The sequence below is a fragment of the Nocardia canadensis genome (assembly GCF_032656385.1).
GTDB lineage: Bacteria > Actinomycetota > Actinomycetes > Mycobacteriales > Mycobacteriaceae > Nocardia > Nocardia canadensis.
Genome location: NZ_JAVCWB010000008.1, coordinates 1,130,519 through 1,145,054 on the forward strand (window position 1 = coordinate 1,130,519; position 14,536 = coordinate 1,145,054).

The window sequence follows — 14,536 nt, forward strand, 5'->3', positions numbered from 1 at the left end:
TCAGCTCAGATGGTGAACCTCCTGCTTTCCGTACACCGGTGTCGGGATCTGCTCGAAGCGGGCCTTCAACTGGAGCGCCAGATACAGCGAGTAGTGCCGGGACTGGTGCAGGTTGCCGCCATGGAACCACAGGCCCTGCTGCTGGGTCGGCTTCCACATATTGCGCAGCTCCCCTTCCCATGGTCCGGGATCCTTGGCCGTACCGGAACCGTATCCCCAGCATTTGCCGACGGCGTCGGCGACATCCTGGCCGATCAGATCGGCGGCCCAGCCGTTCATCGAGCCGTAGCCCGTGGCGTAGACGACCAGGTCGGCGGGCAGTTCGGTGCCGTCGTCGAGGATCACCGCGTCCTCGGTGAGTTCCCTGACCTGGCCGTGGGCCAAGCCGATCTCGCCGTCGGCGACGAGTTCGGCGGCGCCGACGTCGATGTAGTAGCCGGAGCCGCGCCGCAGGTACTTCATGAACAGCCCGGAGCCGTCGTCGCCCCAGTCGAGGTCGAACCCCGCGCGTTCCAGCCGCGCGTAGAAGTCGGCGTCGCGTTCGCGGATGGCGTCGTAGACCGGGATCTGGAACTCGGGCATGATCCGGTACGGCAGCGAGGCGAAGGTGAGATCGGCCTTGTGCGTCGTCATCCCGGCCGCCAGCGCCCGCTCGGAGTACAGGTCGCCCAATCCGAGTTCCATCAGCGAATCCGACTTCACGATGTGGGTGGACGATCGTTGCACCATGGTGACCTCGGCGCCGGCCTCCCACAGCGCCGCGCAGATGTCGTGCGCCGAATTGTTGGCGCCGATCACCACCGCGCGCTTGCCCGCGTACCGGTCCGGTCCGGGATGCCCGCTCGAGTGGTGCTGGTCGCCGCGGAAGCGTTCCCTGCCGGGGAAATCCGGGATGTTCGGCTTGCCCGACATGCCCGTGGCCAGCACCAGGTGCCGCGGGCGCAACACCACCGGTTCGCCGTCCCGCTCGAGCTCGACCGTCCAGGCGCCCGAGGCGTCGTCGTAGCGCGCCGAGGTGCAGGTGGTCTTGGTCCAGTAGGGCACCTCCATCACCTTCGTGTACATCTCGAGCCAGTCGCCGACCTTGTCCTTGGGCGCGAACACCGGCCAGTTGTCGGGGAACGGCAGATACGGCAGGTGGTCGTACCAGACCGGATCGTGCAGGCACAGCGACTTGTAGCGCTTGCGCCACTGGTCACCGGGCCGGTCGTGCTTGTCGACGACGAGCGCGGGAACGCCGAGCTGGCGCATCCGCGCGCCGAGCGCGATGCCGCCCTGTCCACCGCCGACGATCAGGACATACGGCTGCCGGGTGTAGCCGAGTTCCCGCTCTTCGCGTTCGCGCTGCTCGGACCAGGTCACCCGCTCCCGGTCGGCGCCGTGGCGCACGCCCTTGGGCCTGCGGGTCCCCTTGCCCTCCTCGTGGCCCTTCAGCTCCTGCAACGCGGTCAGCATCGTCCACGCGCCCGCGTCGGTGAGTCGCAGATGACCGACGCCGCGGCCAGCGCCGGTCTCGAAACCGATCCACGCGCTGATCACCCCGTCGGCCTCGGTGGGCGGTTCGGTGGTGTGGAATCCGGACGGATCGGTATCGGCGAGCTGGGCCCGCAGCAGGTCGGCCACGCCGGCGCGGCCCTCGACGGTCTTGATGTTCCAGGTGAACGCGACCAGGTCGCGCCAGAAGCTGTCGATGGCGAACATGCTTGCCGCCGTATCGATATCGCGTGCGGCCAGCGCCGCCTCGAACGCCGTCAGCCAGGCGTCCACCCGCTGCCGCGGATCTGCCGCGTCCGATCCGCACACCGCGGGATCGAGTGTCTGGGTCATCGAATCCTCCTCCACATTCTGTGACCTAGAGCACACGCCACCGGGGGCTGGTGGCACAATCGTTGCAGTGCGTTGCACCGCCGCTCGACCGGATGAAGGGGTGAGAATCGTGAGCGATTTCGGCGCGGTCGAACCCGGCACCGATCTGTCGGGCTACGCGCGCGATCTCATCCGGATGCACGAGGCCGTCATCGGCGGCGGCCGCTCGCCGTTGCGGCCGCGGCCACTGGTCGCGCGCTCGTGGTCGCGGGTACTGGCGGCCGGTCTCGTGCCCGATCGGCCCCGGGCCCGCACGATGCTCGGCGTGGACGACGTCGAACGGCGGCGCCGCGCATCCTCGCTCACCACGGTGATCTCGGAGCTGACGCAGACGGTGTCGTGCCTGGCCGAGGCCAGCTCGCAGCTGATGCTCGTCGTCACCGACGCCGAGGGCGTGGTGCTGTGGCGGCACGGTTCGGCGAAGGTCCGCCATCGCGCGGATTCGCTGGGGTTCCGCGAGGGCGCACGCTGGACCGAGGAGGCGGTCGGCACCAACGCGATCGGCACGGCGCTCACCGAAGCCGCTCCGGTGCAACTGTTCTCGGGCGAACACTTCGAGCAGTTCCAGCACCCCTGGTACTGCACCGCGGCACCGATCCACGACCCGCGCACCGGTGAACTCCTCGGCATCGTCGACATCAGCGGCCCCGCCCTGACCCTGCATCCGGCCGTCACCGCCCTGGTCGCCACCGGCGTGCGGCTCGCGGAGGCACAGCTGTGGCGTCATCACGAGGACCGGCTCGCCCGGCTGCGCGCCGCCGCCGCGCCCGCCCTGGTCGCCCTCACCGGGCCCGCCGTGTTGGTCGACGAGCACGGCTGGGTCGCCCAGGCGATCGGCGTCACCGCCACCCGCCGGGTCGCGGCACCGCACGCCGAGCGCGCGATCACCGTCCCTGGGCTCGGCCCAGCCGTCGCCGAACAGCTCGCCGACGGCTGGCTGATCCGGCCGGACTCCGGCGCCCGCAGCACCCGGCTCGAACTCGATCTGTCCGGGCCGCCGACGATCAGCGTGCACGGCGGCGAATCCGGGTGGCGCAGTGCGCTCTCGGCCCGCCACGCCGAGATCCTGCTACTCCTGCACCTGTCCGGCCGACACGGGATGACGGTGCTCCAGCTGAGCAACGCGCTGTTCGGCGATCCGGACCACGCGGTCGCGGTCCGGGCGGAGGTCTCCCGGTTGCGGCGGGTGCTCGGCGCCGTGCTGACCAGTCGCCCCTACCGATTCACCGAATCCGTCGAGCTGACCGTCGAGCTGGGCAACGCCGAGCACTTGGCGGACTGCGACTTCGTTCGCCACACCGCGGGCCCGGCGTTGCGCGCCCTGTGTGATCCCCGGTCCGCGGCTCAGTCCTGATGCCCGGGCGTGCCTCGCTTGTGGTCGCCGAAGGGCTCGTCGCGTTCCCGCACGGCCTCTCGGAATCCGACAGTGGCCGAACGGAGTTGGAAGGCGTAGCCCTCGCGGGTGTGCCGGGAGATGCCGTCGAAGACGGTGCTGACCATGCCGGAGGTGGCGACGCCCTGGGCCAGCAGACTGGAGTTGAGGGCCAGCTTGGCCATCATCAACTGGTTGACCGGCATTCGCGCGATCCGCTCCACCAGTTCCTCGGTGCGCGCGTCGAGTTGGTCGGCGGGCCAGGACTCCACCGCCAGGCCCCATTCGGCGGCCTGCTTGCCGGTCAGGCAGTCGCCGGTGAACAGCAGGCGCTTGGCGCGCTGGTCGCCGAGGCGGTGCGCCCACATGCCCGCGGCCGGGATGCCCCAGACCCGGGTGGGCGGGTAGCCGATCTTGGTGTCGTCGGCGCAGATGATCTGGTCACTGTAGAGGGCGATATCGGTTCCGCCTGCCACCGCGAAGCCGTGCAGCTTGGCCACCGTGGGTTTGTTCGCGTGCAGCAGGCTGGCGAAGCCGCGATTGAACCGGCTCATCATGGCGTAGTCGAGCATCGGGTCCCAGGTGCCCCACGGATTGTGGTTGACCGCCTGCGCGACCGGATCGATCGCGGTGCCGGTGACCTCGTCGGAACCGCCGGCACTCGCGAAACCCTGTTCGGCGAACATATCCAGGTCGTATCCGCCGCAGAAACCCTTGCCGCGGCCGGAGACCAGGATGACGTGCACGCGGGGATCGAGATCGGCCCGCTCGACGGCGTGCGCGAGATCCACCGGCGTATCCGGGGTGATCGCGTTGCCCTTGTCGGGCCGGTCGAAGGTGATGCGCGCGATGCGGCCGTCCCGCTCGTAGGTCAGCGTGCGGTACTCCCGCTCGGCACCGGGGTCGGGCCGGTCTCGCCACGGGGAATCGGGGCCCTCGGTCCAGTTCTCGTACCATGCCGCGGGGCGCTGACCCGCGTGGGATTCGTAGTCGGGCACGGTGACCTCCTGAGGACGCGGAACGTGACGGCCAGCCCGATGCTATCGGCAGGCCGACGCGGGCCCGGCGGGATCGGCTAGGCCGGGTAGGTGCGGATCTCGGTCGCCTTGACCGAGGCCCACAGCGTCGTCCCGCCGTGCAGGCGCAATTCGGCGACCGTCGCGGGGGTGACCTCGGCCAGCACCGGGGGCGCGCCGTCGAGCCGCACCCTGGTGAGGTGCGCGTGCTGTTCGATCCCGGTCACCGTGGTCTGCCAGGTGTTGCGCGGACTGCCGACGGGCGGCTCGGGGTACAGGCTCACCGCGTGCGGGGCGAACGCGAGATGGACTGCGCCCGAAGCGGGTTCGGCGATCGTGAGCGCACCGCCGCCGTCGAGCCGGACCGTCGTGCCGTCGGCGGTGCCGCGATAGAGGTTCAGCCCCACCAGCTGGGCGACGTAGTCGGTGCGTGGTCGCTGGGCGACCTCGCGCGGCACGCCTTCCTGCACGACGCGGCCGTTCTCGATGATGACCAGGCGGTCGGCCAGGATCATCGCGTCCAGCGGGTCGTGGGTCACCAGGACGGTGTGGCCGGTGAATTCGCCGAGATGACGGGCGAGTTCGGCGCGCACCTGGAGCCGGGTGGCGGCGTCGAGCGCGGCCAGGGGTTCGTCGAGCAGCAGCAGCGCGGGCTCGGTGGCCAGCGCGCGGGCCAGCGCGACGCGTTGGGCCTGGCCGCCCGAGAGCGAGCGGGGTTTGGCCGCCAGCTGCTCGCCCAGGCCGACGCGCTCGAGCCAGCGCGCGGCACGCTCGTTCGCGGTCCGGCGCGGCGCGCCGCGCGCCCGCAGCCCGAACGCGACATTGTCCAGCGCGCTCATGGTCGCGAACAGCAGGTAGTCCTGGAACACCACACCGACCGCGCGCTGTTCGGCGGGCACGAATCGGCTCGGCGGGATATCCCAGACGTGATCGCCCAGCCGGATGAAACCGTCGTCGAGCGGGGCCAGCCCGGCCAGCGCGCGCAGCGCCGTGGTCTTGCCCGCGCCGTTGGGTCCGAGCAGCGCCACGACCTCCCCGGCAGCGACCTCGAACGCGATGTCGAGGGTGAAGCGCGATCGGCGCACCCGCAGCGCGACATCCAGGGTCACAGTGGTCCTCGCGTCCATCGATCGCGCAGGGCGGCCAGCACGGCCACCGAGACGGCGAGCAGTACCAGGCTGAGCACGATGGCGTCCTCGGGGTCGGTTTCGAGCGCGAGGTAGACCGCCAGCGGCATCGTCGTGGTGGTGCCGGGGAAACTGCCCGCGAAGGTGATCGTGGCACCGAACTCCCCCAGTGCCCTGGCCCAGCACAGCACCGCACCGGCGATCACGCCGGGCATGACCGAAGGCAGCGTCACCCGGCGGAAGGTCAGCCACCGCGACGCGCCCAGCGTCGCGGCGGCTTCCTCGTAGCGCGGGTCGGCCGCCCGCAGCGCGCCTTCGACGGAGATCACCAGGAACGGCATGGCGACGAAGGCCTCCGCGACGATGACACCGGCGGTGGTGAACGGCAGGGAGAACCCGAACCACTCGTAGAGATAGCGCCCGAGGACCCCGCGCCGGCCGAGCACCAGCAGCAGCGCGACACCGCCGACGACCGGCGGCAGCACCAGCGGGACGGTCACCAGGGCCCGGATGATGCCCAGCCCCCGCACCTCACCCCGGGCCAGCAGCCAGGCCAGCGGAATACCGAACACCACGCACACGACGGTCGCCGAGGTGGCGCACACCAGCGACAGCCGCAACGCCTGGCCGACCTCGGCACTCGTCAGCCGCTCGGGCAGGGTGCGCCAGGGCGCGCGCAGGAGCAGCCCGATCATCGGCAGTACCAGGAAGGCCAGCGCGCACACGGCGGGCACGACCAGGATCAGCGGTCGCCGTCCCCGGACCGCCCGTCGTCGCGTCGCCCCGATCACGGCGTGTCGAACCCCGCTCCGGCGAAGACGGCCTGCGCCTGGTCGGACCCGATGAACTCGACGAACGCCGCCGCGGCCGCGGCGTTGGGCGCCTTCGCCAGCGCGGCGATCGGATAGTCGTTGATCGCCGTGGTCGACTCCGGGAAGTCCAGCCCCTGCACCTTGTCGCCGGCGGCCAGCACATCGGTGCGGTACACCAGCGCGGCGTCGACCTCGCCCAGCGTGACCTTGGTCAGCACCGCCTTGACGTCGGCTTCGCGGGTATCGGGCTGCGGGGTGATCCCGGCGGCCTCGAACACCGTCTTGGCCGCCGCACCGCAGGGCACCTGCTCGGCGCACAGGGCGATCTTCTCCTCCGGCTTCGCGAAGTCGGCCAATCCGGTGACCCGGCCCGGGTTGCCCTGCGGCACGGCGATCTCGAGGCGGTTGCGCACGAAGGTCACCGGCTTCGCGGTGATCTCGCCCGCGTCCACCACCTGCTGCATGTTCTTCGGCGCCGCCGAGGCGAACACGTCGACGGGGGCGCCCTGTTTGATCTGCTCGGCCAGCGCGGAGCTGGCGCCGAAACCGAAGACCACCTTCGTCCCGGGATGGGCCGCCTCGAACTGCTTGCCGAGCTCGGTGAACGTCCCGGTCAGCGACGCCGCGGCGAAGACGGTGACCGTGCCGCCCTGCGCCTGGTCGGCGGCGGTGTCGGTGCCGCAGCCGACCGCGGTCAGGGCCACCGCGCCGACCGTCAGTGCCACGCCGATACTGCGCATCATCGTCGACCTCGTCAACTTTCCGGGATTTCTACCACGACATGGGTGGACTTCACCGAGGCGACGGTGATGCTGCCGACGTCGAGCCCGAGCTCGTCGACGGACTCCCGGCTCATCAGCGACACCAGCCGGAACGGTCCCGCCTGGATCTCGACCTGCGCCATCACGGTGTCCTTGACGATGCGGGTGACGATCCCGCGCATCCGGTTGCGGGCCGAGGTGGCGACGGTGGTGCCCGGCGGGGCCGGTTCGCTGTTCTGCTGCAGGAACTCGGCGAGCTCGCGCCCATCGATGCCCTTGCGGCCGCTGTCGAGCTGGATCGCGGTGAGCCTGCCCTGATCGATGTGCCGGCGGACGGTGTCATCACTGACACCCATCAACGCCGCTACTTCACTGATCCGCAGATTCGACACGAAGGGAGTGTATTCGACGCATCTACGGTGCGCATAGCGGAACTGTTCCGAACTTCCGGAATAATGGGAGTTTCCTCGTCGCGCTAGGGTCGAATCGCGGGGTCGCCCAGACCTCGCCCGGGTTCTCAGCCAACCGACACGAAGAGGCTTGCCATGCATCTCGGCGGTACGACCATTCGGGCCCTCATCGCGGCGGCCGTCGTCGCGGCACCGCTGTGCGCGTTCGCGCCGGTGGCCACGGCCGATCGCGGCTTGCTCGACGACGCGATCACCCTCACCAGCGGTGGTCTGTGCGTCGGGCACATCCATTTCGCGACGGTCTTCGGACCGAACACGCCCTACTTCGGCCTGATCAGCGCCCTGCACGGGATCGGCCCGTGCGCGGTGGAGGTCACCGTCGACTGGCGCAATCTCGACACCGGGGCCACCGGCACCGTGCGGCAACTGGTCGCCGGGACCGGCGGTACCCAGATCTCGTTCGATCCCGGACCGGGGCGGATCACCGGCACGCTCACCACCAACGCACCGCACAAGCCGGGCACCTTCGAATTCGTGCGCACAGCGCAGTAGTCCGCCGCGGCCGGCAGGATCGGCCGCGGCGGACGGGGGTGGTGGCAGCTCAGGCGCGGGTGAGCGCGCCCGCGTACTCCGACCGGGCGAATCTGCCCGCCGGCTGGAACCGGGCGAGCACCTCGGTCGCGGGCACGCCGGTGATCTCCTCGATGTAGGCGCCCGCCTGTTCGACGGTGTCGATCCCGAGGAACGGCTGCGGATGGTGCAGCAGGCCGACCAGCGCGCTCGCGAACCGCGGCTCCACCGCGGCGGCGGCGAAGAACTGCCCGCCGATGTCGGCGAACTCCGGATCGCTGAGGAACAACCGGGTCACCTTGGCGGCGGCATCGCTGCGCGCGGCGAGGAACTCCCCGTAGCGCGCGGCGATCCAGGCCTCGTCGAAGGCGCCGTCGTGGACGGCGGCCGCGGCGACCAGGCGCTGCGCCTGGATCAGCCCGCTCTGCGCGCCCTGCCCGGCGATCGGGTCGTAGGCGACGGAGGTGTCGCCCAGCGAGGCCACCGGGTGCCCGCTCGCGGTCCGGCCGACACCGGCGCGAACCACCGGTCGCACGGCGCCCTCGAGCCACGAGTGCGGATCGTCCTCGATCACCTGGGTGGCCAGGACCTCCGGCAGATCCCAGTCGATGTAGTCGCGGTAGAGCTCGGTGACGATCCGGTGCGCCGACGCGGCCGAATCGGCCGCGCCGAACCGCGCCGCCCAGTCGCTGCCCGGCCGCGCCCAGCCCAGGAACGCCCAGCTCGGACCGGCGTCCTTGTGCAGATAGGGCCCCCACCAGCCCTCGCCCTGATCGGCGAAGATGGAGAACCCGCTGTGGCCGCCGCCCGCCGGACTGCGATGGGCGAACACACCGGGGTCGTGGCCGAGACCGGTGACGGTGACCGTGAGCAGCGAGCGCTGGGGCGCGTCGTAGACGGTGCGCTCGGGGTCGACGGGGAACAGCTCCGACAGGCCACCGCGACCGGTCGCGACCAGGGTCAGGTCGTGCTGGGCGGCGATCCCGTCGAGGGATTCCGGGGTGACCTGCTCGACGACGAACCGACCACCGCGCTCGCGGAACGCGGTGAGTCGCTCGTCGGCCTTGAGCCTGGTGTCGACCGCGACGCCGACGTAGCCGTCGAACTCGCCGTCGAAGGCGATCAGCTCGTTGCGGTCGGGGTCGGCGATGCGGACGCTGAGTCCGGTGTGGCGGGGCGCCCTGGCGGTGTAGGTGTCCAGACCCAGGGCCAGCTCGGCCTGTTGGGTCACCCCGAATTCCAGGGCGGTGCCGGTGGCGGGAACGTCGTTGCGGAGGGTCTGTTGGTCTCGGTCGCTGTAGAGCGTGACCTCGAAGCCGGCGTCGAGCAGACCTAGCGCCGCGGTGACGCCGGTCTGTCCGGCGCCGACGATCGCGGCCGAACGCGTGGAACGTGAAGCGGGATTCTGCGATGTCATATCGGCTATGGTGCTGGATTCCGTTCCGCCGCAGCAGGGTTGCGATCAGCGAGAATCGATGGCCGCGACGATCGAGCCCGGCCTCGACTCCGCGTCCGGCAGGACGGTCGAATTCCGGCCGCCCACCCGGTAGCTCGCGCCGCGATGGTCGTCCGGGAGCCGGTCGCCCGCGCCGAACAGCGCGTGCCGCAGGGTGCCGGGCTCGTACTCGGCGGCATAGACACCGCGGGCGGTCAGCACCGGAACCACGTAACGCACGATGTCCTCGAACGAGCCGGGGGTGATCGCGTAGGCCAGGTTGAACCCGTCCAGATCGGTCTCGGCGACCCAGTCCTGGAGCTGGTCGGCGACGGTCTGTCCCGACCCGACGAACACCGGGCCCATGCCGCCGATGCCGGCCCAGCGGCCGATGTCGCGCACGGTCCATTCGCGGCCGTCGTCGTCGAACTCCTGGAACGCGGCGACCGCCGACTGGATGGCATTGCTCTGCACGTCGCCGATGGGGTCGTCGAGGTCGTAGCGCGACAGGTCGATCCCCATCCAGCCGGACATGAACACCAGCCCGCCCTCCACGCTCGCGTAGGACAGGTACTCCTCGTGCTTGGCGTGGGCGGCCGCGTCGGTGGCATCGGTGACGATGGTGGCCAGCGCGTAGATCCGGGCCGCGTACCGGTCACGACCCGCCGCCTCGAGCGCGTCCCTGACCCGCGACACCGTCTGGGTGAGTACGCGTTTCGACGGCGCTGCCACGAACACGGCCTCGGCGTTCTCCGCGGCGAAGCGCACGCCGCGCGGGGAGGCGCCCGCCTGGTAGATCACCGGGGTGCGCTGCGGCGAGGGCTCGGACAGATGGATGCCCGGCACGGTGAAATGCCGTCCCCGATGGCCGATGTGGTGCACCTTCGCCGGGTCGACGTAGATGCCACGATCCACATCGCGCACCACCGCGTCGTCTTCCCAGGAGCCCTCCCAGAGCTTGTAGAGCACCTCGAGGTATTCATCGGCCTGGTCGTAGCGGTCGTCGTGGTCGAGCTGATCGTCGGCGCCGAGATTGCGAGCCGCCGAGGGCAGGTAGCCGGTCACGACGTTCCAGCCGACCCGGCCGCCGGTGAGATGATCCAGCGTGGACAGCCGCCGGGCGAACGGGAAGGGGTGCTCGAAGCCGGTGCCCGTGGTGATGCCGAAGCCGAGGTGCTCGGTGACGGCGGCCATCGCCGTCACCAGCAGCAGCGGATCGGCCACCGGCACCTGCGCGCCCTCCCGCAGGGCGGCGAGATCGTTGCCGCCGTAGACGTCGTAGATGCCCAGGACATCGGCGATGAAGATGCCGTCGAAGCGGCCGCGTTCGAGCAGCTGGGCGAGCTCGGTCCAGTAACTCAGTTCCTTGTAGCGGTGCGACTGGTCGTCGGGGTGGCGCCACAGGCCGGGCGACTGGTGCGCCACACAGTTCATGTCGAAGGCGTTGAACCGGATCCGGCGGGTCATCGGGTGGGCCCGTCGGCCGCGACGCGTTCCCCGGCACTCCAGCCGAACGGCAGGTCGGTGCCGTTGAGCAGGTGATCGCCTACCGCTCTGGCCTTCTGGATGGCGGGGTTGTGCACCGAGATGGTGCGCGCGTTGCGCCAGTGCCGGTCCAGGCGCAGCCCTTCGGACACGATGGACGCGCCGCCCACCTCGAACAGCAGGCTGGTCGCGGGCAGCACGGTGTCGATCACCGCGAGCTGGGCCTGCGCGGCGGCGAGTTCGACAGCGGTGAGCGCCTTTTCATCGGTCGCGCCCGCGGCGAGGACCTCGTCGAGCAGGTCGGCCACGGCGAGGACGTTCGCGCGCGCGGAGAACGCGGCCGCCGACAGCTGGCCGATCACCTGCTGCACCAGCGGATCGTGGCGGGGCAGGTCGGCGGCGGAATGGGTGTAGCCGCGCGTTCGCCGCGAGACCCATTCCCGCACATCGCTTTCCGCGCGCTGGGCGATGCCTGCGAGCACCGCGAGCTGGACCAGCTGCAGGTAGGAGGTCGCGTAGGTGGGGCCGGGCACGCCGTAGCCGGGGCCGAGGATCTGTTCCTCGGTGACCCGCACCGCCGTGAATTCCGTGGTGCCGCTGGCGGTGAGCCGCTGCCCGAAACCGTCCCAGTCGTCGTGCTGACGCACCCCGTCGGCGTGGGCGCCGACCAGCACACCCACCCGTTCGCCGTCCCGGTCGGCGGCGACGAGGATGTGGTCGGCGTAGAGGGAGCCGGTGCTGTAGAACTTGGTGCCGTCGAGCCGCCAGTGTTCGCCGTCGCGAGTGAGCCGGGTCCGATACCGGTCGACCGCGCCGACCCCGGGCTCGGTGATGGCGTTGCCGACCAGGGTGCCCTCGGTCACCGCGCGCAGCCACCGCTCGCGTGCAGGCCCCGCGGCCGCCAGCAACTGGTCCTCGACGAAGGAGAAGTGCACACGCAACGCCTGCGGCAGGTTCGATTCGGCGGCGGCGAGGTCGATGAGCAGCCGGAACAGCTGGCGCACGCTCGCGCCGTAGCCGCCGAACTCCACCGGCACCCGCAGCGCGCCGAAGCGGGCCGCGCGCAGGGCGGCGATCTCGGCGTGTGCCAGTTCGCGGTCGGTTTCGCGGGCGACAGCGCCCTCGGCGATGCGATCGAAGAGGGGACGGAAGACGTCGTCCAGTTCGGAATCGGCCGCGCGTTTCGTCTCTGTGGAAGTCATTCCCCCACCATGACGCCGCAAGGCCGCATGCTCACCGGTTGCGCGCAGCGGGATCGCAAAGCCCGCGGCGGCGTGTTGCGATCAAGCCGAGCCGGGGGCCTGTGGCCCGGCGGGGTCTCTGCGACGATGTCGGCATGAGCACCGCCACCCGACCGGGTGTTGTCACGACCGGCACGCTGGTTCTGCTGTCCGCGCTGTACTTCGCGCAGGGTCTGCCGTTCGGCTTCTTCACCCAGGCGCTGCCGGTAGTGCTGCGCGAATCGGGCTATTCGCTGGTGGTGATCAGCGCCTCGGGCGTGCTGTTCCTGCCGTGGGCGCTGAAGTTCCTGTGGGCGCCCTATGTCGACCGGTACGGCACCCGGCGCACCTGGCTGCTGGTGCTGCAACTGTCCGCGGCGGCGGTCGCCATGCTGCTCGCGTGCCTGGACCTGTCGTCGTCGCTGCGGTGGCTGTTCGTCGGCATCGTGGTGGTGAATCTGTTCTCGGCGACGCAGGACGTGGCGACCGACGGGCTCGCCGTGCGTCTGCTGGGTCCGCGCCAGCGCGGGCTGGGCAACGGCATCCAGGTCGGCGCGTATCGCGTCGGCATGATCGTCGGCGGCGGCGCCCTGCTGTGGCTGTTCGCCCTGGCCGGGTGGCGGATGCTGTTCCTGGCCATGGCCGTGCTGATCGTGCTGACCACGGTGCCGGTATGGCTGCTACGCGAACCCGTCGCCGACCGCCCGCCGCCGCGGCATCCGGCGCGCCTGCTCGGTACCTGGTGGACCCGGCTGCGTCGGCCGGGCATTCTCGCCTTCATCGCGCTCATCGGCGCGTTCAAGTTCGGTGACTCGATGGCGTCCGCGCTGACCGGTCCGTTCCTGTCCGACGCGGGGCTCGATCTCGGCCAGATCGCGCTGATCAAGGGAGTGCTGTCCTCGGCGGGCGCGCTCGCCGGAGCCGGCCTCGGCGGCTGGCTCGCCTACCGCTTCGGTCGCAGGCACGCACTGCTCATCGGCGGTGTCACCCAGACCGCCGGCATCGTGCTGTATCTGCTCGCCGCGCACGGGATCGGCGGATTCGAGCTGCTCGTCACCGCGAGCCTGGCCGAGCACGTCTTCGGTGGCGCCGCCACGGTCGCGGTGTTCGCGCTCATGATGGACGCCGCCGACACCGACCACGCGGGCAGCGACTACACGCTGCTCGCCTGCGCCGTCGTCGTCGTCCAGGGTGTGGCGGGCATGGCGGCCGGGGTGGTCGGTGATCTGGCGGGCTATTCGGCCCTGTTCGCGACGAGCCTGGTGCTGTCCGGACTCGGCTGTGCCGCCCTGATTCTCGGGTTGTCGCGCGGGATGGGTCCGGTCGGCGTGCGCCGGGCGCTCGCGGCCGCCGACGCGCCGCATCCGGTCCCGGAACCGGCGGATGCGGAGTCTGCGAGACTGGGACGGTGAGCGATGCCGATGCGGGAACCTATGTCGAACCGGGCGAATTCCGTCGCGACACCAACTACATCACGACGCGGATCACCGCCGACGGCCGCGACGGCTACCCCGTCGAGCCCGGCCGCTACCGGCTCGTCGCGGCCAGGGCCTGCCCGTGGGCCAACCGCACGCTGATCGTGCGCCGGTTGCTCGGCCTCGAACCGGTGCTCTCGCTCGGCCTGTGCGGCCCCACCCACGACAAGCTCAGCTGGACCTTCGACCTGGACCCTGGCGGGGTCGACCCCGTGCTGGGCATCCATCATCTGCGCGACGCGTACCTGGCCCGGTTCCCGGACTATCCGCGCGGCATCACCGTGCCCGCCGTGGTCGACATCCCGACCGGTCAGGTCGCCACCAACGACTACGCCCAGATCACTCTCGACTTCGCCACCGAGTGGACCGCCTATCACCGCCCCGGCGCACCGCAGCTGTATCCGGAACCGCTGCGTGAGCAGATCGACGAGATCAACCTCGACGTCTTCCGCAACGTCAACAACGGCGTCTACCGCTGCGGTTTCGCGGGCGCTCAGGACGCCTACGACGCCGCCTACGTCCGCCTCTTCGACGCCCTGGACCGGCTGACCGAGCGGCTGCGCACCCAGCGCTACCTCGTCGGCGACACCATCACCGAAGCCGACGTGCGCCTGTTCACCACCCTCGCCCGCTTCGACCCCGTCTACCACGGCCATTTCAAGTGCAACCGCAGCAAACTCACCGAGATGCCGGTGCTGTGGGCCTACGCCCGCGACCTGTTCCAGACCTCCGGTTTCGGTGACACCATCGACTTCGGCCAGATCAAGGAGCACTACTACGTCGTGCATCGCGACATCAACCCCACCGGCATCATCCCGGCCGGCCCGGACCTGTCGAACTGGCTGACACCGCACCACCGCGAGGAACTGGGCGGGCGCCCATTCGGCGACGGCACCCCACCGCCGCCGCCCCTGCCCGCCGAGCGGGTACCGCCGATCGGGTGAGACCGACTGTCCGCCACCAGGACCGGGGCGAGCGGACAATATC

Annotated in this window: 13 protein-coding genes; 4 read left to right on the plus strand and 9 right to left on the minus strand. The window is 70.6% G+C overall.

Going from position 1 to position 14,536, the window contains the following annotated elements; all coding sequences use genetic code 11:
• A complete protein-coding gene (locus Q7X29_RS19020; RefSeq protein WP_316574900.1) occupies positions 1 to 1,827 on the minus strand; it encodes an NAD(P)/FAD-dependent oxidoreductase in 1,827 nt (608 codons plus the stop codon).
• A gap of 109 nt (positions 1,828 to 1,936) precedes the next feature.
• Between Q7X29_RS19020 and Q7X29_RS19025 the strand changes: the two genes are divergently transcribed.
• Complete coding sequence (locus Q7X29_RS19025) at positions 1,937 to 3,220, plus strand: sigma-54-dependent transcriptional regulator family protein (RefSeq protein WP_316574901.1); 1,284 nt, start codon at positions 1,937 to 1,939, stop codon at positions 3,218 to 3,220.
• On the opposite strand, the gene Q7X29_RS19030 is transcribed toward Q7X29_RS19025, so the two are convergent.
• The 5 genes from Q7X29_RS19030 to Q7X29_RS19050 form a co-directional block, all read right to left on the minus strand.
• A complete protein-coding gene (locus tag Q7X29_RS19030) occupies positions 3,211 to 4,236 on the minus strand; it encodes a crotonase/enoyl-CoA hydratase family protein (protein ID WP_316574902.1) in 1,026 nt (341 codons plus the stop codon). The two genes, Q7X29_RS19025 and Q7X29_RS19030, sit on opposite strands and share 10 nt — an antisense overlap.
• Positions 4,237 to 4,313: 77 nt before the next feature.
• Positions 4,314 to 5,363: an ABC transporter ATP-binding protein gene (locus tag Q7X29_RS19035; RefSeq protein ID WP_316574903.1), complete on the minus strand. Its 1,050-nt coding sequence runs from the start codon at positions 5,361 to 5,363 to the stop codon at positions 4,314 to 4,316.
• A complete protein-coding gene (modB, locus tag Q7X29_RS19040) occupies positions 5,360 to 6,169 on the minus strand; it encodes a molybdate ABC transporter permease subunit (protein ID WP_218720562.1) in 810 nt (269 codons plus the stop codon). The genes Q7X29_RS19035 and modB overlap by 4 nt, the downstream gene beginning before the upstream one ends.
• Positions 6,169 to 6,936, minus strand: coding sequence for a molybdate ABC transporter substrate-binding protein (gene modA / locus Q7X29_RS19045; protein WP_316574904.1), 768 nt, complete (start codon positions 6,934 to 6,936; stop codon positions 6,169 to 6,171). The genes modB and modA overlap by 1 nt, the downstream gene beginning before the upstream one ends.
• 11 nt (positions 6,937 to 6,947) lie before the next feature.
• Positions 6,948 to 7,346 (minus strand): TOBE domain-containing protein, encoded by a 399-nt coding sequence (locus Q7X29_RS19050; RefSeq protein WP_218720419.1) that lies wholly within the window; start codon positions 7,344 to 7,346, stop codon positions 6,948 to 6,950.
• Between the two features lie 153 nt (positions 7,347 to 7,499).
• On the opposite strand from Q7X29_RS19050, the gene Q7X29_RS19055 reads away from it, so the two are divergent.
• Positions 7,500 to 7,916 carry a hypothetical protein gene (locus tag Q7X29_RS19055; RefSeq protein WP_218720420.1) on the plus strand — a complete coding sequence of 139 codons (417 nt, stop codon included), beginning with the start codon at positions 7,500 to 7,502 and terminating at the stop codon, positions 7,914 to 7,916.
• Between the two features lie 49 nt (positions 7,917 to 7,965).
• Here Q7X29_RS19055 and Q7X29_RS19060 read toward each other — a convergent pair whose 3' ends face one another.
• The 3 genes from Q7X29_RS19060 to Q7X29_RS19070 are packed head-to-tail and all read right to left on the minus strand — an operon-like array spanning position 7,966 to position 12,056.
• A complete protein-coding gene (locus Q7X29_RS19060) occupies positions 7,966 to 9,351 on the minus strand; it encodes a styrene monooxygenase/indole monooxygenase family protein (RefSeq protein WP_316574905.1) in 1,386 nt (461 codons plus the stop codon).
• A gap of 45 nt (positions 9,352 to 9,396) precedes the next feature.
• Positions 9,397 to 10,836, minus strand: a complete 1,440-nt coding sequence (locus tag Q7X29_RS19065) for an LLM class flavin-dependent oxidoreductase (RefSeq protein ID WP_218720424.1) — start codon at positions 10,834 to 10,836, stop codon at positions 9,397 to 9,399.
• Complete coding sequence (locus tag Q7X29_RS19070; protein ID WP_218720426.1) at positions 10,833 to 12,056, minus strand: acyl-CoA dehydrogenase family protein; 1,224 nt, start codon at positions 12,054 to 12,056, stop codon at positions 10,833 to 10,835. Before Q7X29_RS19070 ends, Q7X29_RS19065 begins: the two co-directional genes overlap by 4 nt.
• 134 nt (positions 12,057 to 12,190) lie before the next feature.
• Here Q7X29_RS19070 and Q7X29_RS19075 point away from each other — a divergent pair, with 134 nt between their 5' ends.
• Both Q7X29_RS19075 and Q7X29_RS19080 read left to right on the plus strand, forming a co-directional pair.
• Positions 12,191 to 13,486, plus strand: coding sequence for an MFS transporter (locus tag Q7X29_RS19075; RefSeq protein WP_218720427.1), 1,296 nt, complete (start codon positions 12,191 to 12,193; stop codon positions 13,484 to 13,486).
• Positions 13,483 to 14,493, plus strand: coding sequence for a glutathione S-transferase family protein (locus Q7X29_RS19080; RefSeq protein WP_316574906.1), 1,011 nt, complete (start codon positions 13,483 to 13,485; stop codon positions 14,491 to 14,493). The genes Q7X29_RS19075 and Q7X29_RS19080 overlap by 4 nt, the downstream gene beginning before the upstream one ends.
• Positions 14,494 to 14,536: the final 43 nt, after the last annotated feature.

Bases quoted from the DNA above. Each gene is read 5' to 3' on its own strand.
- Q7X29_RS19020 (WP_316574900.1), bottom strand. From the start codon at position 1,827: ATGACCCAGACACTCGATCCCGCGGTGTGCGGATCGGACGCGGCAGAT.
- modA (WP_316574904.1), bottom strand. From the start codon at position 6,936: ATGATGCGCAGTATCGGCGTGGCACTGACGGTCGGCGCGGTGGCCCTG.
- Q7X29_RS19055 (WP_218720420.1), top strand. From the start codon at position 7,500: ATGCATCTCGGCGGTACGACCATTCGGGCCCTCATCGCGGCGGCCGTC.
- Q7X29_RS19060 (WP_316574905.1), bottom strand. From the start codon at position 9,351: ATGACATCGCAGAATCCCGCTTCACGTTCCACGCGTTCGGCCGCGATC.
- Q7X29_RS19065 (WP_218720424.1), bottom strand. From the start codon at position 10,836: ATGACCCGCCGGATCCGGTTCAACGCCTTCGACATGAACTGTGTGGCG.
- Q7X29_RS19070 (WP_218720426.1), bottom strand. From the start codon at position 12,056: ATGACTTCCACAGAGACGAAACGCGCGGCCGATTCCGAACTGGACGAC.
- Q7X29_RS19075 (WP_218720427.1), top strand. From the start codon at position 12,191: ATGAGCACCGCCACCCGACCGGGTGTTGTCACGACCGGCACGCTGGTT.